16 protein-coding genes are annotated in these 19,626 nt (G+C 60.4%); 10 read left to right on the top strand and 6 right to left on the bottom strand.

The annotated features are described in order from the left end of the window. Nucleotides 1-101: 101 nt before the first annotated feature. The 3 genes from EAH74_RS24060 to EAH74_RS24050 all read left to right on the top strand — a co-directional run bounded on the left by EAH74_RS24060 (nt 102) and on the right by EAH74_RS24050 (nt 4,141). Complete coding sequence (locus EAH74_RS24060) at nt 102-1,475, top strand: MFS transporter (protein WP_345789607.1); 1,374 nt, start codon at nt 102-104, stop codon at nt 1,473-1,475. An 11-nt stretch (nt 1,476-1,486) separates the two neighbouring features. After that, nucleotides 1,487-3,040: a galactarate dehydratase gene (garD, locus tag EAH74_RS24055; protein ID WP_140681571.1), complete on the top strand. Its 1,554-nt coding sequence runs from the start codon at nt 1,487-1,489 to the stop codon at nt 3,038-3,040. A 159-nt stretch (nt 3,041-3,199) separates the two neighbouring features. Then, nucleotides 3,200-4,141 (top strand): AEC family transporter, encoded by a 942-nt coding sequence (locus tag EAH74_RS24050; protein ID WP_140681569.1) that lies wholly within the window; start codon nt 3,200-3,202, stop codon nt 4,139-4,141. Between the two features lie 139 nt (nt 4,142-4,280). Here EAH74_RS24050 and EAH74_RS24045 read toward each other — a convergent pair whose 3' ends face one another. The 6 genes from EAH74_RS24045 to gatC all read right to left on the bottom strand — a co-directional run bounded on the left by EAH74_RS24045 (nt 4,281) and on the right by gatC (nt 9,505). Beyond that, nucleotides 4,281-4,661 carry a carboxymuconolactone decarboxylase family protein gene (locus EAH74_RS24045; RefSeq protein ID WP_140681567.1) on the bottom strand — a complete coding sequence of 127 codons (381 nt, stop codon included), beginning with the start codon at nt 4,659-4,661 and terminating at the stop codon, nt 4,281-4,283. Then, nucleotides 4,658-5,719: a calcium/sodium antiporter gene (locus EAH74_RS24040; RefSeq protein WP_140681565.1), complete on the bottom strand. Its 1,062-nt coding sequence runs from the start codon at nt 5,717-5,719 to the stop codon at nt 4,658-4,660. Before EAH74_RS24040 ends, EAH74_RS24045 begins: the two co-directional genes overlap by 4 nt. Before the next feature lie 50 nt (nt 5,720-5,769). After that, nucleotides 5,770-6,144, bottom strand: coding sequence for a septal ring lytic transglycosylase RlpA family protein (locus EAH74_RS24035; protein ID WP_140681563.1), 375 nt, complete (start codon nt 6,142-6,144; stop codon nt 5,770-5,772). A 149-nt stretch (nt 6,145-6,293) separates the two neighbouring features. Further along, nucleotides 6,294-7,739 (bottom strand): Asp-tRNA(Asn)/Glu-tRNA(Gln) amidotransferase subunit GatB, encoded by a 1,446-nt coding sequence (gene gatB, locus EAH74_RS24030; protein WP_123365266.1) that lies wholly within the window; start codon nt 7,737-7,739, stop codon nt 6,294-6,296. Between the two features lie 10 nt (nt 7,740-7,749). Then, entirely contained in the window at nt 7,750-9,201 is a 1,452-nt protein-coding gene (gatA, locus tag EAH74_RS24025; RefSeq protein WP_123365267.1) for an Asp-tRNA(Asn)/Glu-tRNA(Gln) amidotransferase subunit GatA, read from the bottom strand. A 16-nt stretch (nt 9,202-9,217) separates the two neighbouring features. After that, entirely contained in the window at nt 9,218-9,505 is a 288-nt protein-coding gene (gatC, locus tag EAH74_RS24020; protein WP_008026876.1) for an Asp-tRNA(Asn)/Glu-tRNA(Gln) amidotransferase subunit GatC, read from the bottom strand. Nucleotides 9,506-9,719: 214 nt separating this feature from the next. Here gatC and mreB point away from each other — a divergent pair, with 214 nt between their 5' ends. The 7 genes from mreB to EAH74_RS23985 all read left to right on the top strand — a co-directional run bounded on the left by mreB (nt 9,720) and on the right by EAH74_RS23985 (nt 19,610). Continuing rightward, nucleotides 9,720-10,757, top strand: a complete 1,038-nt coding sequence (mreB, locus tag EAH74_RS24015; RefSeq protein ID WP_002555108.1) for a rod shape-determining protein MreB — start codon at nt 9,720-9,722, stop codon at nt 10,755-10,757. Between the two features lie 142 nt (nt 10,758-10,899). Beyond that, nucleotides 10,900-12,057, top strand: a complete 1,158-nt coding sequence (mreC, locus tag EAH74_RS24010) for a rod shape-determining protein MreC (RefSeq protein WP_140681562.1) — start codon at nt 10,900-10,902, stop codon at nt 12,055-12,057. Continuing rightward, on the top strand, nt 12,057-12,548 hold the full coding sequence (gene mreD / locus EAH74_RS24005) for a rod shape-determining protein MreD (protein WP_123365269.1): 492 nt from the start codon (nt 12,057-12,059) through the stop codon (nt 12,546-12,548). Before mreC ends, mreD begins: the two co-directional genes overlap by 1 nt. Nucleotides 12,549-12,591: 43 nt before the next feature. Then, entirely contained in the window at nt 12,592-13,188 is a 597-nt protein-coding gene (locus EAH74_RS24000) for a Maf family protein (RefSeq protein WP_140681561.1), read from the top strand. A 57-nt stretch (nt 13,189-13,245) separates the two neighbouring features. Continuing rightward, a complete protein-coding gene (rng, locus tag EAH74_RS23995) occupies nt 13,246-14,703 on the top strand; it encodes a ribonuclease G (RefSeq protein WP_033058026.1) in 1,458 nt (485 codons plus the stop codon). 75 nt (nt 14,704-14,778) lie between these two features. Further along, nucleotides 14,779-18,582 carry a YhdP family protein gene (locus EAH74_RS23990; protein WP_140681560.1) on the top strand — a complete coding sequence of 1,268 codons (3,804 nt, stop codon included), beginning with the start codon at nt 14,779-14,781 and terminating at the stop codon, nt 18,580-18,582. Nucleotides 18,583-18,761: 179 nt separating this feature from the next. Further along, a complete protein-coding gene (locus tag EAH74_RS23985) occupies nt 18,762-19,610 on the top strand; it encodes a carbon-nitrogen hydrolase family protein (RefSeq protein ID WP_140681558.1) in 849 nt (282 codons plus the stop codon). The last annotated feature ends 16 nt before the right edge of the window (nt 19,611-19,626 follow it).

The following is a 19,626-nucleotide window of genomic DNA, read 5'->3' as shown; positions in this document are numbered from 1 at the left end:
TGAAAAACAAAGATCGCAGCCTCGTTTCACTCGACAGCTCCTACAGCCCTACGGGGAACACAACAGTTTCACCCGCGCATAAAAATAATCAGTGGGAGTACATCTWCATGCAAGCGACCAAGCCGACCCACGTCCGCTATTTGATTTTGCTCATGCTTTTTCTGGTGACCACGATCAACTACGCCGACCGGGCTACCATCGCCATCGCGGGCTCCAGCCTGCAAAAAGACCTCGGTATCGACGCGGTCACCCTCGGTTATATCTTCTCCGCATTCGGTTGGGCCTACGTGGCCGGGCAAATTCCCGGTGGCTGGCTGCTGGACCGTTTCGGCTCGAAAAAAGTGTACGCTTTAAGCATTTTCACCTGGTCGCTGTTCACCGTGCTGCAGGGCTATGTCGGTGAGTTCGGCATGTCCACGGCGGTGGTTGCGCTGTTCATGCTGCGCTTCCTGGTGGGTCTGGCCGAAGCGCCATCCTTCCCCGGTAACGCACGCATCGTTGCGGCCTGGTTCCCGACCGCTGAACGCGGTACGGCGTCTGCGATTTTCAACTCGGCGCAATACTTCGCTACCGTGTTGTTTGCGCCGCTGATGGGCTGGATCGTCTACAGCTTCGGCTGGCAGCACGTGTTCATCGTCATGGGCGTGATCGGCATCATCTTCTCGGGGATCTGGCTGAAGGTTATCCACAGCCCGCGTCAGCACCCGATGATCAATGACGCCGAGTTCAAGCACATCGCCGACAACGGCGGCATGGTCGACATGGACCAGGACAAAGGCAAAGGCAAAAAAGTCGACGGTCCGAAGTGGGACTACATCCGCCAGTTGCTCACCAATCGCATGATGCTCGGGGTGTATCTGGGCCAGTACTGCATCAACGGCATCACCTACTTCTTCCTGACCTGGTTCCCGGTGTACCTGGTGCAAGAGCGCGGCATGACCATCCTCAAGGCCGGTTTCATTGCCTCGTTGCCGGCGATCTGCGGCTTTATCGGTGGTGTGCTCGGCGGCGTGATTTCCGACTACCTGCTGCGCAAAGGCCATTCCCTGACCTTCGCCCGCAAGGCGCCGATCATTGCCGGCTTGCTGGTCTCCAGCAGCATCGTGGCCTGCAACTATGTGGACATCGAATGGATGGTCGTCGGCTTCATGGCCCTGGCCTTCTTCGGCAAAGGCGTCGGCGCGTTGGGCTGGGCGGTGGTGTCCGACACCTCGCCGAAACAGATCGCCGGCTTGAGTGGCGGCCTGTTCAACATGTTCGGCAACATCGCTTCGATCACCACCCCGATCGTTATCGGTTACATCATCAGCTCCACCGGGTCGTTCAAATGGGCGCTGGTGTTTGTCGGTTGCAACGCCCTGGTCGCGGTGTTCAGCTACCTGGTAATCGTCGGTCCGATCAAACGTGTGGTACTCAAGGAACCGCCAGTCAGCGGTCCTGAAACCCATAACAAATTGTCTCAAGCGCATTCCTGAGGAGCGGCGTCATGCAGTTGATTGAACATTCCGACTCGCCGCGCTACATCCGCCTGCACGAGCGGGACAACGTAGTGATCGTGGTCAATGACCAAGGCGTGCCGGCCGGCACCGAATTTCCGGACGGCCTGGTCACCGTGGATTTCGTGCCGCAGAGCCACAAGGTCACCCTGGAAGACATTCCCGAGGGCGGCCAGGTGATTCGTTACGGGCAGACCATCGGCTACGCGTTGCAGCCGATTCCGCGCGGCAGTTGGGTCAAGGAAGATCAACTGCGCATGCCCACCGCGCCACCGCTGGACAGCTTGCCGCTGTCCACCGAAGTGCCGGCGGCGCAGGCACCGCTGGAAGGCTTCACGTTCGAGGGTTATCGCAACGCCGACGGCACCGTCGGCACGCGCAACATTCTCGGGATTACCACCACGGTTCAGTGCGTCACCGGCGTGCTGGACCATGCGGTCAAGCGCATCAAGGACGAGTTGCTGCCCAAGTATCCGCACGTCGATGACGTGGTGGCGCTGACCCATAGCTACGGTTGTGGCGTGGCGATTACCGCGACTGACGCGTACATCCCGATCCGTACCGTGCGCAATCTGGCGCGTAACCCGAACCTGGGTGGCGAAGCGTTGGTCATCAGCCTGGGCTGCGAGAAATTGCAGGCCGGACAGGTGATGCACGAGAACGACAGCTCGGTGGATTTGAGCGATCCGTGGTTGTACCGCTTGCAGGATTCGAGTCACGGTTTCACCGAGATGATCGAGCAGATCATGGCGCTGGCCGAAACCCGTTTGAAGAAGCTCGATCAACGTCGCCGGGAAACCGTGCCGGCGTCCGAGCTGATTCTCGGCATGCAGTGCGGTGGCAGCGACGCGTTTTCTGGCATCACCGCCAACCCGGCGTTGGGTTATGCCTCGGACCTGTTATTGCGCGCGGGTGCGACGGTGATGTTTTCCGAAGTCACCGAAGTGCGCGACGCGATTTACCTGCTCACGTCCCGTGCGGAAACCGAGGAAGTCGCTCAGGAACTGGTGCGCGAGATGGACTGGTACGACCGTTACCTGGCCAAAGGCGAAGCGGATCGCAGCGCCAACACCACGCCGGGCAACAAGAAGGGCGGGTTGTCGAACATTGTCGAGAAGTCGCTGGGCTCTATCGTCAAATCCGGCAGCAGCGCGATCAACGGGGTGCTGGGCCCCGGTGAGCGCTTCAAGCGCAAAGGCCTGATTTTCTGTGCGACCCCGGCCAGTGATTTTGTCTGCGGGACGTTGCAATTGGCGGCGGGGATGAACCTGCACGTGTTCACTACCGGGCGTGGCACGCCATATGGTTTGGCGATGGCGCCGGTGGTGAAGGTGTCGACCCGGACCGAGCTGGCGCAACGTTGGCCGGACCTGATCGACATCGATGCCGGGCGGATCGCGACCGGGCGCGCCTCGATCGAAGACCTTGGCTGGGAGTTGTTTCACTACTACCTGGACGTGGCTAGCGGGAAGCAGCAGACGTGGGCCGAGAAGCACAAACTGCATAACGACATCACCTTGTTCAACCCGGCGCCCATCACGTAAGACCGCGTTATCGTTCTTCGCGAGCAGGCTCGCTCCCACATTTGAAATGCATTCCCTTGTGGGAGCGAGCCTGCTCGCGAAAGCGCTCTACCAGACGCCGGAGTCCCTAGTGGCTTATCATTAGCCCCCTAACGACGCTCACCCAAGGTTATCCCCGGCATGCTGGCTATCTTCCTCGAAACCCTGAACATCACCGCGCCGGTGTTTGCCATGCTGTTCCTGGGGGTGCTGCTCAAGCGCATCGACTGGATCAACGACAACTTCATCCACACGGCGTCGGCCCTGGTGTTTAACGTCACCATGCCGGCGTTGTTGTTTCTGGGCATCCTGCATGCCGACCTGCACGCCGCGTTGCAACCGGCGCTGCTCATCTACTTCTCGCTCGCCACTCTGGCGTGTTTCGCCATCGCCTGGGGTTGGGCGATCTGGAAGTGCCCGCGGGAAGACCGGGGGATCTACACCCAGGGCGCCTTTCGCGGCAACAACGGGGTCATCGGGCTGGCGCTGGCGGCAAGCATGTACGGCGACTACGGGATTTCCCTCGGGGCGATTCTCGCGGCGTTGGTGATCCTGTTTTACAACACGCTCTCGACCATTGTGCTGGCGGTATACAGCCCGGTGATCAAGTCCGACCCCTGGAGCATCTGCAAAAGCGTGATGGTCAATCCGCTGATCATCAGCGTGTTTGCCGCGGCGCCGTTTGCTTACTTCAAGATCAGCTTGCCGGGATGGCTGGAGACGTCCGGCCAATATCTGGCGCAAACCACTCTGCCATTGGCACTGATCTGCATCGGCGGCACGCTGTCGCTGGCGGCACTGCGCAAAAGCGGCAACATGGCGCTCAGCTCAAGCCTGGTGAAGATGATCGGCCTGCCGGTTCTGGCGACACTGGGGGCGTGGCTCTGTGGATTTCGTGGTGCGGAGTTGGGAATTTTGTTCCTGTACTTCGGCAGCCCGACCGCCGCGGCCAGTTTTGTCATGGCCCGTCAGGCCAATGGCAATCATGAGCTGGCGGCAGCGATCATCGTGATCACCACGTTGATGGCGGCGGTCACCACCAACCTCGGGATCTTTCTGTTGCAGTGGGGCGGGTGGATCTAGCTTCAGGATTTGCAGTGTTTTATCGGGCCTCTTCGCGAGCAGGCTCGCTCCCACAAGGATCGTATGAACACTGAAGATCCACTGTGGGAGCGAGCCTGCTCGCGAAGGCAATCTCACTGCCAATACAAATGTCAGCTTGTTACTCCGGCTTCTGGTAGCTATCGATCACTTCCTGAGCCGCGCGAAACGCATCGATTGCCGCCGGGACACCGGCATACACCGCGCAATGCAGCAGCGCTTCACGAATCTCTTCCACGGTGCAGCCATTGTTCAGCGCACCGCGCACGTGACCTTTCAATTCCTGCGGGCACTTCAACGCGGTCAGCGCGGCGAGGGTGATCAGGCTGCGGGTTTTCAATGGCAAACCTTCGCGGTTCCAGACGCTGCCCCAGGCGTGCTCGTTGACGAAATCCTGCAGCGGTTGAGTGAACTCGGTGGCATTGCCCAGCGCGCGGTCGACGAAGGCATCGCCCATCACTTGGCGGCGTACTTCAACGCCAGGCTTTTTATCATCGGTCATGGCAATTCCTTATTGTGGTGTTGGCGACGCCAGGCGCGCAGCGACGTGAACAGCAAAAACGCCACCAGCGCGGGCAGGGCAAAAAACAGCATCAGGTGTTCAAGCTTGCCGGCCAGCGGCATGCCGGTGGTGAATGACACCACGTGCAGACCGTAAGCCAGATACAAGCCCAAAAACAGCAGACCTTCGGCGCGGGTCACCCGGTAACCGGAATAGAACACCGGCAGGCACAACACCGCGACGCCGAGCATCACCGGCAAGTCAAAATCCAGGGCGTTGGGCGATACCGACAGCGGCGACGGCGCGACCAACGCGGTGAAGCCCAGCACGCCCAAGAGATTGAACAGGTTGCTGCCGATCACGTTGCCCACGGCGATGTCGCGCTGACCGCGCAAGGCGGCGATCAACGAGGTTGCCAGTTCCGGCAGGGAGGTGCTGACGGCGACGATGGTCAAACCGATGATCCGCTCCGACAACCCCAGATCGGTGGCGACCGAAACCGCCGCGCCCAGCAGCAGGTGCCCGGCGTAGACCAGCATCGCCAAACCCACGACGATCATCAGCAGGCTGCTGAGCCAGGGCGCGTGGGGGACTTCGTGGGTCGTCGATTGCGGGCGGGTCGAGTGCCGCGACTGGCGCAGCAACAGGCCCAGATACAGCACCAGTGCCGCCAGCAGCAGCACGCCATCGGCGCGGGTCAGTTCTTCGTTCCACGCCAAAACGAACACCAGCAGGCTGGCGCCGATCATCAGCGGAATATCCAGGCGCACCAGTTGCCGTGAAACCCGCAGCGGGATGATCAGCGCCGAGAGCCCGAGGGTGACGAGGATGTTGAAGATGCTACTGCCGATCACGCTGCCGACGGCGATGTCGGCGTTCTGTGCCAGGGTCGCTTGCAGGCTGACCGCCATCTGCGGTGCGCTGCTGCCGAGGGCGACGATGGTCAGGCCGATAATCAGCGGTCGTACATGCAGGCGTGAGGCGAGGCGCACGGCTGCGCGCACCATCAGCTCGGCGCCGGCGATCAGCAACAGCAAGCCGCTGAGCAATTCAATCACGTTGACCAGGGGTAAATCGGCAAGTCCGAAAATGGTCAGCGCTCCATCTATCAGTCGTCGAGGGCTTGCACGCGAACCTTCGCGGTGCCGCTTCCGAGCATACCCAGTTGTTCGGCCGCTTCGTGTGAAACATCGATCAGACGCCCACGGGTGTGTGGCCCGCGATCGTTGATGCGAACCACACAGGACTTGTCGTTGTTCAGATTGGTGACCTTCACCCGTGTACCAAAGGGTAGCTGGCGGTGGGCGGCGGTCAGGGCATTCTTGTTGAAACGCTCGCCACTGGCGGTGCGTTTACCTTGGTGTTTGGCGCCGTAATACGAGGCAACACCGGTCTTGTCGTAGCCGTGTGGATCGATGACATCGGTGCTGGCGCAACCAGCCAGCAGCGAGAGCAGGGCACAGGCACTGAGCAGACGCTTCATTTAATGGTTCCCACATACAAGTGTGGGAGCGAGCCTGCTCGCGAAGGGGGCGTCACATTCAACATTTCTGTCGACTGTGACACCGCTTTCGCGAGCAGGCTCGCTCCCACAGGGGGTAGAGCCAGGCTTTATTTCTGGCTCCATGCTCATCAGCCTTCGAGCTTGCTTTTCAGCAGTTCGTTAACCTGTTGCGGGTTGGCCTTGCCTTTGGAGGCTTTCATGGCCTGGCCGACGAAGAAGCCGAACATCTTGCCGCGTTTGGCTTCGTCTGCCGCGCGGTATTGTTCAACCTGCTCGGCGTTGGCCGCGAGCATTTCGTCCAACACGGCCGAGATCGCGCCGGTGTCGGTCACTTGCTTCAGGCCACGCTTGTCGATGATCTCGTCCGCGCTGCCTTCGCCGTTGGCCATGGCTTCAAACACCACTTTGGCGATTTTGCCGGAGATGGTGTTGTCGGTGATGCGCAGCAGCATGCCGCCCAGTTGTTCGGCCGAGACCGGCGACTGATCGATGTCCAGGCCCTGTTTGTTCAACAGGCTGCCCAACTCAACCATCACCCAGTTGGCCGCCAGCTTGGCGTCGCCGCTGATGCTCACGACTTTCTCGAAGTAATCGGCTTGCTCGCGGCTGGTGGCCAGGACGCTGGCGTCATAGACCGACAGACCGAACTGCGCCTGGAAGCGCTCGCGTTTCTGCGGTGGCAATTCCGGCAGGGTGGCGCGCACGTCGTCGAGGAACGAGTCTTCGATGACCACCGGCAGCAGGTCTGGATCGGGGAAGTAACGGTAGTCGTTGGCTTCCTCTTTGCTGCGCATAGGACGGGTTTCGTCCTTGTTCGGATCGTACAGACGGGTCTGCTGGATCACCCTGCCGCCGTCCTCGATCAGTTCGATCTGACGCTGCACTTCGGTGTTGATCGCCTTCTCGATGAAGCGGAACGAGTTGACGTTCTTGATCTCGCAGCGCGTGCCGAATTCAACCTGGCCCTTTGGACGGATCGACACGTTGCAGTCGCAACGCAGCGAGCCTTCGGCCATGTTGCCGTCGCAAATGCCCAGGTAACGGACCAGCGCGTGGACAGCCTTGACGTAAGCCACGGCTTCCTTGGCGCTGCGCATGTCCGGCTCGGACACGATTTCCAGCAGCGGCGTGCCGGCGCGGTTCAGGTCGATGCCGGTGGCGCCGCTGAATTCTTCGTGCAGGCTTTTACCGGCGTCTTCTTCCAGGTGCGCGCGGGTGATGCCGACGCGTTTGACCGTGCCGTCTTCCAGCGCGATGTCCAGGTGGCCCTTGCCGACGATCGGCAATTCCATCTGGCTGATCTGGTAGCCCTTGGGCAGGTCCGGGTAGAAATAGTTTTTACGGGCGAACACGTTGTGCTGGCCGATCTCGGCATCAATCGCCAGACCGAACATCACCGCCATGCGCACCGCTTCCTGGTTCAGCACCGGCAATACGCCAGGCATACCGAGGTCAACCAGGCTGGCCTGAGTATTCGGCTCGGAACCAAAGGTAGTGGAACTACCGGAAAAGATTTTCGACCGGGTAGTGAGCTGGGTGTGAATCTCCAGCCCGATCACGACTTCCCATTGCATGTGTTTCTCCTCAGAAGCCGGTTGGGGTGCGGGTGTGCCAGTCAGTGTTGAGCTGATACTGGTGAGCAACGTTCAACAGGCGACCTTCCTGGAAATACGGGGCGAGCAATTGCACGCCGACCGGCAGGCCGTCGACAAAACCTGCCGGCATGGACAAGCCCGGCAGACCGGCGAGGTTGGCGGTGATGGTGTAGACGTCTTCCAGGTACGCAGCAACCGGGTCGCTGCTCTTGGCGCCAAGCTTCCAGGCCGGGTTTGGCGTGGTTGGGCCGAGGATGATGTCGACCTCATTAAAGGCAGCCATGAAGTCGTTCTTCACCAGACGGCGAATCTTCTGCGCCTTCAGGTAGTAAGCGTCGTAGTAACCGGCGGACAACGCGTAGGCGCCGACCATGATCCGGCGCTGTACTTCCGGGCCGAAGCCTTCGCCACGGGAACGCTTGTACAGGTCGATCAGGTTTTTCGGGTCTTCGCAGCGATAGCCGAAACGTACGCCGTCGAAACGCGACAGGTTGGAAGACGCTTCTGCCGGGGCGATCACGTAGTACGCAGGGATCGCGTGTTGCATGTTCGGCAGGCTGATTTCCTTGACCACGGCACCGAGCTTTTCCAGCTCCTTGACGCTGTTGTGGATCAGCTCGGCAATGCGCGGGTCGAGACCGGCGCTGAAATACTCTTTAGGAACGCCGATGCGCAGGCCTTGCAGCGAACCGTTGAGGCCGGCGCTGTAATCCGGAACGGGCTCGTCGATGCTGGTGGAGTCTTGCGGGTCGAAACCGGCCATGCCTTGAAGCAGGATTGCGCAGTCTTCGGCAGTGCGCGCCAATGGGCCGCCCTGATCGAGGCTGGAGGCGTAAGCGATCATGCCCCAGCGCGAAACGCGACCGTACGTCGGTTTCAGACCGGTCAGGTTGGTAAACGCGGCCGGCTGGCGGATCGAGCCGCCGGTGTCGGTCGCCGTGGCGGCCGGCAACAGACGAGCGGCAACGGCCGCGGCCGAACCACCGGACGAACCGCCGGGCACGTGTTCCAGGTTCCACGGGTTTTTCACTGCGCCGTAGTAGCTCGACTCGTTGGCCGAACCCATGGCGAATTCGTCCATGTTGGTCTTGCCCAGCGTCACGGCACCCGCGGCGGCCAGTTTGGCAACGACAGTGGCGTCGTACGGTGCTTTAAAGTTGTCGAGCATCTTCGAGCCGCAGCTGGTGCGGATGCCTTGGGTGCAGAACAGGTCTTTGTGGGCAATCGGCGCACCGAGCAGGGCGCCGCTCTCGCCATTGGCCCGGCGTGCGTCAGCGGCTTTCGCCTGCTGGAGCGCCAGGTCTTCGGTGAGGCTGATGAAACTGTTGAGCTGCGGATCGAGCTGGGCGATACGCGCCAGCAGGGTTTTGGTCAGCTCTTCGGAAGAAAACTTTTTATCGGCGAGACCGCGGGCGATCTCGGCCAGAGTCAATTGATGCATTGCAGGCTCTTTCCCTTTAGTCGATGACTTTCGGAACCAGGTACAGGCCGTTTTCGACCGCTGGTGCGATGGACTGATAGGCCTCGCGATGATTGGTCTCGGTCACGACGTCTGCACGCAGGCGCTGGCTGGCTTCCAGTGGGTGGGCGAGCGGCTCGATACCGTCGGTATTGACCGCCTGCATTTCGTCGACCAGTCCCAGAATGCTGTTCAGGGCCGAAGTGATGTGTGGAAGATCGGCATCATTAAGGCCCAGACAGGCCAGATGAGCGATTTTTTCCACGTCGGAGCGTTCAAGCGTCATGGGATTCTCCAGTGGAAGGAAAACAGAACGGATGCTATCCGTGTGTTAGATTGTCGGAACACTACCGCATTTCTACGGTCATAAGGCCGCGATTGTGGGGGTTGGTGCACAGAAAAGCGGCCAATTTAACATATTGGCGCCTTGCCCAAAATCCCTGTCGTTGTTAGAGTTTGCCGCACTTTTTTACCCACGCGTTGCCTAGGGTCCTTTCCCCATGTTCAAGAAACTGCGTGGCATGTTTTCCAGCGATCTTTCCATTGACCTGGGCACTGCCAACACCCTTATTTACGTGCGCGAGCGCGGTATCGTCCTGAATGAGCCCTCGGTTGTGGCTATTCGGACACACGGTAACCAGAAAAGTGTCGTTGCTGTCGGCACCGAGGCCAAGCGCATGCTCGGCCGTACGCCGGGCAACATTGCTGCCATTCGTCCGATGAAGGACGGCGTGATTGCCGACTTCAGCGTTTGCGAAAAGATGCTGCAATACTTTATCAACAAGGTTCACGAAAACAGCTTCCTGCAGCCTAGCCCTCGTGTGTTGATCTGCGTTCCGTGCAAATCCACCCAGGTTGAGCGTCGTGCCATCCGTGAATCGGCCCTCGGTGCCGGTGCCCGTGAAGTGTTCCTGATCGAAGAGCCAATGGCTGCTGCGATCGGTGCCGGCCTGCCGGTTGAAGAAGCTCGCGGCTCGATGGTTGTCGATATTGGTGGTGGTACCACTGAAATCGCGCTGATCTCCCTGAACGGTGTGGTTTACGCTGAATCCGTACGGGTTGGCGGCGACCGCTTCGACGAAGCGATCATCACTTACGTGCGTCGCAACTACGGCAGCCTGATCGGCGAATCCACTGCCGAGCGCATCAAGCAGGAAATCGGTACTGCCTACCCGGGCGGCGAAGTTCGCGAAGTCGACGTTCGTGGCCGTAACCTGGCCGAAGGCGTTCCACGCGCATTCACCCTGAACTCCAATGAAGTGCTGGAAGCTCTGCAAGAGTCCCTGGCCACCATCGTTCAGGCCGTGAAAAGTGCGCTGGAGCAATCGCCTCCGGAACTGGCTTCCGATATCGCCGAGCGTGGTCTGGTACTGACCGGTGGCGGCGCCTTGCTGCGTGACCTCGACAAGTTGCTGGCCCAGGAAACCGGCCTGCCGGTAATCGTTGCCGAAGACCCGCTGACCTGTGTGGCTCGCGGCGGTGGCCGTGCATTGGAAATGATGGATAAACACACCATGGACCTGCTGTCGAGCGAGTGATCTCGCCCGACGCATCTATGCTGTTGGCGCGCAGGCAGCACTTTGAAGTGCTGCCTGTTGGCGTTTATCTTCTGTCAGTCTGCATCCAGGCCGGTTTGATGCCGTATGAATAAAGAGAACATTTGCCTGGGAGGAGCGGCTTATTAAACCGCTTTTCACCAAAGGGCCTTCACTGGGCGTGCGCTTGTTGGTGCTGGTCGTGCTATCGGTCGCGCTGATGGTGGTCGATGCCCGCTTCACACTGCTCAAGCCAGTGCGTAGCCAAATGTCGCTGGTACTGATGCAGTCCTACTGGATCACCGACCTGCCGCAGCGGCTATGGCAGGGTGTGGCCAGCCAATTTGGCAGCCGTACCGAGCTCGTCGCCGAAAACGAAAAACTCAAAACCGAAAACCTGCTGTTGCAGGGCCGCATGCAAAAGCTTGCCGCCCTCACCGAGCAGAACGTTCGGCTGCGCGAGTTGCTCAACTCCTCCGCGCTGGTCAACGAGAAGGTCGAAGTGGCCGAACTGATCGGCATGGACCCCAACCCCTTCACCCATCGCATCATCATCAATAAAGGTGAGCGCGACGGTGTTGTCCTCGGTCAGCCGGTGCTCGATGCCCGCGGCCTGATGGGCCAGGTGGTCGAGTTGATGCCGTACACCTCTCGTGTGCTATTGCTGACTGACACCACTCATAGCATTCCGGTGCAGGTGAACCGCAACGGTCTGCGAGCGATTGCCAGCGGCACCGGTAACCCGGAACGCCTGGAGTTGCGTCACGTGGCCGATACCGCCGACATTAAAGAAGGTGATCTGCTGGTCAGCTCCGGTCTGGGGCAGCGGTTCCCGGCGGGTTACCCGGTGGCGACGGTCAAGGAAGTGATTCACGATTCCGGTCAGCCGTTCGCCATTGTGCGTGCCGTGCCGACCGCCGCCTTGAACCGCAGCCGTTACTTGCTGCTGGTGTTCACCGACGGCCGTACAGCCGAGGAGCGCGCCAACGAAGCCGCCCAGGCGCAAGAGGCTTTGGACCAGCACGGTGGTGGGCCAATCATTCCAGCGACCGTGCCCAAACCTGCCCTCGTCCCGGCTGCTGTTGCTGCACCCGCGACTCCGGCTGCACCGACGACTGCCCCTGCTGCCGCAACCCCGGCCAAACCTGCCGCAACTCATCCTGCGCCAGCAAAACCTGCCGCCAGCAAGCCGCCTGCGACGCAACCTGCGGCCGCTAAACCGCCGGCCACGCCACCCGCTGCCGTGAAGCCTGCAGCCAAACCGCCTGTCTCTGCGCGGGCTACCACTGGGGGACGAGAATAATGGTTGGTGCTACTGCCTCCCGAAACGGCTGGATGGTCTGGCTGACGTTCGCCATAGGCATGCTGCTCAGCGTTTCGCCGCTGCCGCAATTCATGGAAATTCTCCGTCCTCTGTGGCTGGCCCTGCTGCTGGCGTTCTGGGCGTTGGCCATGCCGCAGAAAGTCGGGATGGTCACTGCGTGGTGCCTGGGCCTGGCCGAAGATGTGCTTTATGGCACGCTGCTGGGCCAGAACGCATTGATCCTGACGCTGATTACGTATCTGGTGCTGGCGCTGCAACAACGCCTGCGCATGTTCCCGATGTGGCAACAGAGCCTGATGATCCTGGTGATCTTCGGCCTCGCGCAGCTTGTTCAACTTTGGCTCAGCGCCCTGACCGGCAATCGCCAGCCGACGCTGGCGCTGGTCTTGCCGGCACTGGTCAGCGCATTGCTCTGGCCATGGGTCAGCTACGGTTTGCGCGGTTTGCGTCGACGCTACAAAATCAATTAATTCGGTCAGGCATTTGCCCGCACCTCGACAGGGAGATGTCTGGATGAAACAGCTGTACCTCGCCTCAGGCTCGCCGCGCCGGCGTGAACTGCTCACGCAGATCGGCGTGCCGTTCTCCGCCATCAGTGCGGACATCGATGAAACCCCTTTAGAAACTGAATCTCCGTCGGCCTATGTCGAGCGCCTGGCGCGCTGCAAAGCTGAGGCAGGGCGTGGGACCGTCGTGTCCGCTGCAGACTTTTGCGTGCTGGGCGCCGACACCGCCGTGGTGCTGGACGGAAAAATTCTCGGCAAGCCGGTTGATGAAGCCGAGGCGTGCGCCATGCTTATGATGTTGTCCGGGTGTGAGCATGAAGTCCTGACGGCGATTGCACTGCGAGAGGGTGAGCGTTGCGAGTCTCGGGTCGTGCGCAGTCTGGTGCGCTTTCGCAACATCAGTCGTGATGAAGCGGTGGCCTACTGGGCCAGCGGCGAGCCGCAGGACAAGGCCGGCGGCTACGGCATTCAAGGGCTCGGTGCGGTGTTTGTCGCCGGCCTCAATGGCAGTTACTCGGCGGTGGTCGGGTTACCGCTGTGCGAAACCGCTGAGCTGCTCGGCCATTTCGGCATACCCTGTTGGCAAACCCTTAACGCGCGTTGAGCGTCGTACTGACAAGATGCGGCCATTATCGTGAACATGCCTGAACGAGACCCTGCCATGAGTGAAGAGATCCTGATCAACATCACGCCGATGGAATCGCGCGTGGCGGTGGTTGAAAACGGTGTTCTGCAAGAGGTCCATGTCGAGCGCACGCAAAAACGCGGGATCGTCGGCAACATCTATAAAGGCAAAGTCGTGCGAGTATTGCCGGGCATGCAGGCGGCATTCGTCGACATCGGCCTGGACCGCGCCGCGTTCATTCATGCCTCGGAAATCTCCCTGCGCGAAGGCCCGGCGGTCGAGAGCATCAGCGCTCTGGTTCATGAAGGCCAGAGCCTGGTAGTGCAAGTGACCAAGGACCCGATCGGCTCCAAAGGCGCACGCCTGACGACTCAGTTGTCGATTCCGTCGCGTTATCTGGTGTACATGCCGCGCACTGCACACGTTGGCATTTCGTTGAAAATTGAAGACGAAGCCGAGCGTGAGCGTCTCAAACAAGTGGTCACTGATTGCGTGGCCAAAGAAGGTATCCAAGAGGCCGGTGGCTTCATCCTGCGTACCGCTGCCGAAGGTGCCGGTGCCGATGAAATCCTCATGGACATTCGCTACCTGCGTCGTCTCTGGGATCAGATCAACGAGCAGATCAAAACCATCAGCGCGCCGAGTGTGATCTACGAAGACCTCGGCCTGGCGCTGCGCACCTTGCGTGACCTGGTGAGCCCGAAGATCGAGAAGATCCGGATCGACTCCCGGGAAACCTTCCAGAAAACCACACAGTTCGTCGCCGAGCTGATGCCGGAAATCGCCGATCGTCTGGAGCATTACCCGGGTGAGCGGCCGATTTTCGACCTGTACGGCGTCGAAGACGAAATCCAGAAGGCCCTGGAGCGCAAAGTCCCGCTGAAATCCGGTGGTTATCTGGTGGTCGATCCGGCGGAAGCCATGAGCACCATCGACGTCAACACCGGGGCGTTCGTCGGTCATCGCAACCTCGAAGAAACCATTTTCAAGACCAACCTCGAAGCCGCGACCGCCATTGCTCGCCAGCTGCGCCTGCGCAACCTGGGCGGGATCATCATCATCGACTTCATCGACATGGAAGATGAAGAGCACCAACGTCAGGTGCTGCGCACCCTCGAGAAGCAACTGGAACGCGATCACGCCAAGACCAACATCATCGGCATCACCGAGTTGGGCCTGGTGCAGATGACCCGCAAACGCACTCGCGAAAGTCTCGAACAAGTGTTGTGCGAGCCGTGCAGCAGCTGTCAGGGCCGCGGCAAGCTCAAGACGCCGGAAACCGTTTGCTACGAGATTTTCCGCGAAATCCTCCGAGAGGCTCGCGCCTATCAGGCGGAAGGCTATCGTGTATTGGCAAACCAGAAAGTGGTCGACCGTTTGCTCGATGAAGAATCGGGTAATGTCGCCGAGCTCGAAGGTTTTATCGGACGCACCATCCGGTTCCAGGTGGAAACCATGTATTCCCAGGAACAATACGACGTGGTGCTGCTCTGAATCGCTGTCTTTCAACCCTGCTAGAACGGCTGGCCTCAGCTTTTTGCAGTATTTTTGCCATGGGAGCCAACTGACATGGAACGTCTGACACGCATTTTGGCCGCACTGACCCGCTGGGGGCTGGGGCTGTGTGCGTTGGTGTTGGTGTTGTTGGCGTTATACGTCAGCCTCGGCCGAGAGCTGACGCCGCTTGTGGCTGAGTACCGTGCCGAAGTCGAAGCCAAAGCCAGCGCTGCCTTGGGCATGCCGCTGAATATCGGCGAACTGGAAGGCAAATGGAGCGGCTTTGCGCCGATCATGCTGGCTCACGACGTGATGGTCGGCGAGGGCGCCAATGCCTTGCGTCTGGATCAGGTGCGCGCGGTGCCGGATCTTTGGGCCAGTCTGATGGCTCGTGAAGTGCGCATCGCTCACCTGGAACTCAGCGGCCTGAAGATCAGCCTCAAGGAAAGCGAGGACGGCCATTGGGCGCTGGAAGGTTTGCCGGTGCAGCAGGATCAGCCGCTGGATCCTGAGCAATTGCTCAATCGCATGCAGATGGTTCAGCAACTGTCGGTACTCGATAGCCAAGTCACTTTGCAGCCACTGCAAGAGCAGCCGCTGACCCTGACTTACGTCGGGCTGAATCTGAAAACCGGCGCGACGCATCAGCGACTGGACGTGCGCCTGACGCTGCCCGACGGCCAACCAGTGGCAATGAGCCTGCGCACCCGCCTGCGCGCCAGCGAGTGGAAGGACGGCGAGGCCGAGGCCTACCTGAGCCTGCCGCAAAGCGACTGGTCGAAATGGTTGCCCGAGCGCCTGACCCAGCAATGGAATTTTTCCGAGCTTAAGGCTGGCGGCGAGTTGTGGGTGAACTGGGGCAAAGGCGCCCTGCAAAGCGGTGCGATACGCTTGAATGCGCCGCAACTCAAGGGTGCCTATGCCGAGCGCAAGCCGATCCAGATCAATAATCTGGCGTTGAACGGCTATTTCCAGCGCAGTTCCGAAGGCGTTCTGGTGACCCTGGACTCCTTGGCCATGAACCTTGGCGAGACCCGCTGGGAATCGCATCTGCAACTCAAGCAAAACGAGGCGACGGACAAGACCGAAGAGCTTTGGCACCTGCAAGCCGACCGCCTCGACCTCACTCCGATCACCCCGATACTGAATGCCTTGGGGCCGCTGCCCGAAGGCGTTGCTACGGCCGTCGAGCGGCTCAAAGTGACCGGCGGCCTGCGCAACGTGCTGATCGACTTCCGGCCCAATGCCACCGACGACACCAAGTTCAGCTTTGCCGCCAACCTGGATCGGGTGGGCTTCGATGCCTATCACGGCGCTCCGGCGGCACGAAATGTCAGTGGCAGCATCAGTGGTGATCTGGGCGGTGGTGAGCTGCGCATGGACAGCAAGGATTTTTCCCTGCATCTGGACCCGATCTTCGCCAAGCCATGGCAGTACATTCAGGCCAATGCCCGACTGACCTGGAAACTTGATAAAGAAGCCTTCACCTTGATCGCGCCGTACCTGAAGGTGCTGGGCGAAGAAGGCAAGATTGCTGGCGACTTCCTGATCCGCCTGCATTTCGACCATACCCAGGAAGACTACATGGACCTGCGGGTCGGTCTGGTGGACGGCGACGGTCGTTACACCGCCAAGTACTTGCCGACAATGCTCAGCCCGGGGCTGGACGAATGGCTGCGTACGGCGATTCTCAAAGGTGCGGTGGACGAAGGCTTCTTCCAGTACCAGGGGTCGCTGAACCACGGGGCTGACGAGACCGCGCGCAGCATCAGCCTGTTCTTCAAGGTTCACGATGCCGAACTGGCCTTCCAGCCAGGCTGGCCACATGTCAGCAACGTCACGGGTGACGTGTTTGTTGAAGACAGCGGTGTGCGGATCCTGGCCAGCAAGGGGCAGTTGCTCAATACCCAGGTCAGTGACATTTACGTCAATATTCCCCATGTGCCAGCGGGGCAAAACGTCCATCTGTTCCTCGACGGTGGATTCGACGGCGGGTTGGGCGATGGCCTGAAGATTCTCCAGGAAGCGCCGATCGGCACCGCAGCGACCTTTGCCGGTTGGGAAGGCGAGGGCGATTTGCGGGGCAAGCTGAAACTGGACATTCCATTGGTCAAAGGCGAGCAGCCGAAGATCCTCGTCGACTTCAAGACCGCCAACGCCCGTCTGAAACTGGCCGAGCCAACCCTGGAGCTGACTCAGCTCAAGGGCGATTTCCGTTTCGACAGCACCAAGGGTTTGAGCGGGCAAAACATCACCGCGCGCGCCTTCGATAAACCTGTCGCTGCACAGATTTTCGCCGATGGTGGCCCCGGCAACCTCAAGACTCGCGTCGCCGCCTCGGGCCAGGTCGAGGTCAAGAAGCTGACTGACTGGCTGAGTGTTACTCAGTCGTTGCCAGTGTCCGGTGTGATCCCTTATCAGCTGCAACTGAACCTTGATGGGGCCGACAGTCAATTGACGGTCAGCTCCAACCTCAAGGGCGTAGCAATCGATTTGCCGGCGCCGTTCGGCATGGCGCCCGACGTCGGCCGCGACACCACGTTCCGCATGACCCTGCAGGGGCCCGAGCGGCGCTACTGGGTCAACTACGGTGAGCTGGCGAACTTCACGTTTGCGGCGCCGGCCGGCAACTTTGCCGACGGGCGCGGTGAGTTGTTCCTGGGGGGCGGCAATGCCGTGCTGCCCGGCGCCAAAGGCCTGCGGGTGCGCGGTGTGCTGTCGGAACTGGACGTCGGCCCCTGGAAAGACCTGGTAGACAAGTACGCCGGCCAGGATCCGGGCGGTAACGCCAAACAGTTGCTCAGCGGTGCGGATTTCAAGATTGGCAAGCTCAGCGGTGTCGGCACTACGCTCGATCAGGCTTCCGTACAGTTGAACCGCAAACCCGCCGCGTGGGCCTTGCAACTCGACAGTCAGCAGGTGAAGGGCAGCGCCAGCATCCCCGATGCGAAAGCCGCGCCGATTGCGATCAATCTGCAATACGTGCGTTTGCCGGCGCCAGACCCGACGGTCCTGGCTGACGAAAATTCGCCGGATCCGCTGGTCTCGGTGGATCCGACGAAGATCCCGGCGCTGGATATCACCATCAATCAGCTGTTCCAGGGGCAGGACCTCGTTGGGGCCTGGTACCTGAAAGTCCGTCCGACCGCCAAGGGCATTGCGTTTACCACGCTGGATCTGGGCCTCAAGGGCATCCTCTTGCAGGGCACCGGCGGTTGGGAAGGTGTGCCCGGTTCCAGCAGCAGTTGGTACAAGGGCCGGATCGTTGGCAAGAATCTCGCCGATGTACTGAAGGGCTGGGGTTTTGCGCCGAGTGTCACCAGCGAAGATTTTCATATGGATGTCGATGGTCGTTGGCCAGGTTCCCCGGCTTGGCTGGCCACCAAGCGTTTCTCTGGAACCCTCGATGCTTCGCTGAATAAAGGCCAGTTTGTTGAAGTTGAGGGCAGTGCCCAGGCGTTGCGCGTGTTTGGCTTGCTGAACTTCAACTCCATCGGCCGCCGGCTGCGTCTGGACTTCTCCGACCTGTTCGGCAAAGGCTTGAGTTATGACCGGGTCAAAGGCCTGCTGGTCGCGACCAACGGTGTATACGTGACGCGTGAGCCGATCCGGCTGACCGGTCCGTCGAGCAACATCGAACTCAACGGTACGCTGGACCTGGTAGGCGATAAGGTCGATGCCAAGTTGCTGGTGACGTTGCCTGTGACCAACAACCTGCCGATTGCCGCGCTGATCGTCGGTGCACCGGCTATCGGCGGCGCGCTGTTCTTGATCGACAAGCTGATCGGTGACCGTGTGGCGCGTTTCGCCAGCGTCCAATACACCGTCAAGGGGCCGTGGAAAGAGCCGAAAATCACCTTCGACAAGCCTTTTTGACAACGCCACGCCTCAGGCCGATGGAGTAGCATGGCCGTAAGTCCCCTGTAGGAGCTGACGAGTGAAACGAGGCTGCGATCTTTTGATTTTGCCTTTTAAGATCAAGATCAAAAGATCGCAGCCTCGTTTCACTCGTCAGCTCCTACAGGTATGTGTTGATTCCAGATCAGGGAAAGGCCATGTCTGTAGCGGTGATTCAAATGGTCAGCCAGAGCGATGTGCTGGTCAATCTGGCCCAGGCCCGTCGGCTGCTTGAGCAAGCGGCTGCCGGTGGCGCGCAGCTGGCTGTGCTTCCGGAAAACTTCGCCGCCATGGGCCGTCGCGACATTGCCGACATCGGCCGCGCCGAGGCGTTGGGCGAAGGCCCGATCCTGCCATGGTTGAAACAGACCGCCCGCGACCTCAAGTTATGGATAGTGGCCGGTACATTGCCGTTGCCGCCGGTGGACCAACCGACGGCCAAAGTGCATGCCTGCTCGCTGCTGGTGGATGACCACGGCGAAACCGTTGCACGGTATGACAAGTTGCACCTGTTCGACGTCGATGTGGCGGACAATCGCGGGCGTTATCGCGAATCCGATGACTATGCTTATGGCAGTGGGGTAGTCGTGGCGGACACGCCCGTCGGTCGAGTCGGGCTGACGGTGTGTTACGACCTGCGCTTCCCGGAGCTGTACAGCGAATTACGCGCTGCCGGGGCGGAGTTGATTACCGCGCCGTCGGCCTTTACCGCGGTGACCGGCGCGGCGCATTGGGAGGTGTTGATTCGCGCGCGGGCCATCGAAACTCAATGTTATGTGCTCGCGGCTGCTCAGGGTGGGACGCATCCGGGGCCGCGAGAAACATTTGGCCATGCCGCGATTATCGACCCGTGGGGACGTGTGCTGGCGCAACAGGATCAAGGCGAGGCCGTGCTGCTGGCCGAACGCGATAGCAGCGAACAGGCGTCCATCAGGGCGCGGATGCCGGTGTCCAGTCACCGGCGCTTTTTCTCGCAGGGCGCCCGGCGACCTGCCTCAGAACGATGAATTTAAGGCGTAAAGC

Source organism: Pseudomonas mandelii (genome assembly GCF_006438925.1).
GTDB lineage: Bacteria > Pseudomonadota > Gammaproteobacteria > Pseudomonadales > Pseudomonadaceae > Aquipseudomonas > Aquipseudomonas mandelii_C.
Note: the sequence above shows the minus strand (reverse complement) of the source record. Positions and strands in the feature narration are given on the sequence as shown.

What these genes read in the sequence shown, in the direction of transcription:
- garD (WP_140681571.1), top strand. Translation starts at nt 1,487, where the DNA reads ATGCAGTTGATTGAACATTCCGACTCGCCGCGCTACATCCGCCTGCAC.
- EAH74_RS24050 (WP_140681569.1), top strand. Translation starts at nt 3,200, where the DNA reads ATGCTGGCTATCTTCCTCGAAACCCTGAACATCACCGCGCCGGTGTTT.
- EAH74_RS24045 (WP_140681567.1), bottom strand. Translation starts at nt 4,661, where the DNA reads ATGACCGATGATAAAAAGCCTGGCGTTGAAGTACGCCGCCAAGTGATG.
- EAH74_RS24035 (WP_140681563.1), bottom strand. Translation starts at nt 6,144, where the DNA reads ATGAAGCGTCTGCTCAGTGCCTGTGCCCTGCTCTCGCTGCTGGCTGGT.
- gatB (WP_123365266.1), bottom strand. Translation starts at nt 7,739, where the DNA reads ATGCAATGGGAAGTCGTGATCGGGCTGGAGATTCACACCCAGCTCACT.
- gatA (WP_123365267.1), bottom strand. Translation starts at nt 9,201, where the DNA reads ATGCATCAATTGACTCTGGCCGAGATCGCCCGCGGTCTCGCCGATAAA.
- gatC (WP_008026876.1), bottom strand. Translation starts at nt 9,505, where the DNA reads ATGACGCTTGAACGCTCCGACGTGGAAAAAATCGCTCATCTGGCCTGT.
- mreB (WP_002555108.1), top strand. Translation starts at nt 9,720, where the DNA reads ATGTTCAAGAAACTGCGTGGCATGTTTTCCAGCGATCTTTCCATTGAC.
- mreD (WP_123365269.1), top strand. Translation starts at nt 12,057, where the DNA reads ATGGTTGGTGCTACTGCCTCCCGAAACGGCTGGATGGTCTGGCTGACG.
- EAH74_RS24000 (WP_140681561.1), top strand. Translation starts at nt 12,592, where the DNA reads ATGAAACAGCTGTACCTCGCCTCAGGCTCGCCGCGCCGGCGTGAACTG.
- rng (WP_033058026.1), top strand. Translation starts at nt 13,246, where the DNA reads ATGAGTGAAGAGATCCTGATCAACATCACGCCGATGGAATCGCGCGTG.
- EAH74_RS23990 (WP_140681560.1), top strand. Translation starts at nt 14,779, where the DNA reads ATGGAACGTCTGACACGCATTTTGGCCGCACTGACCCGCTGGGGGCTG.
- EAH74_RS23985 (WP_140681558.1), top strand. Translation starts at nt 18,762, where the DNA reads ATGTCTGTAGCGGTGATTCAAATGGTCAGCCAGAGCGATGTGCTGGTC.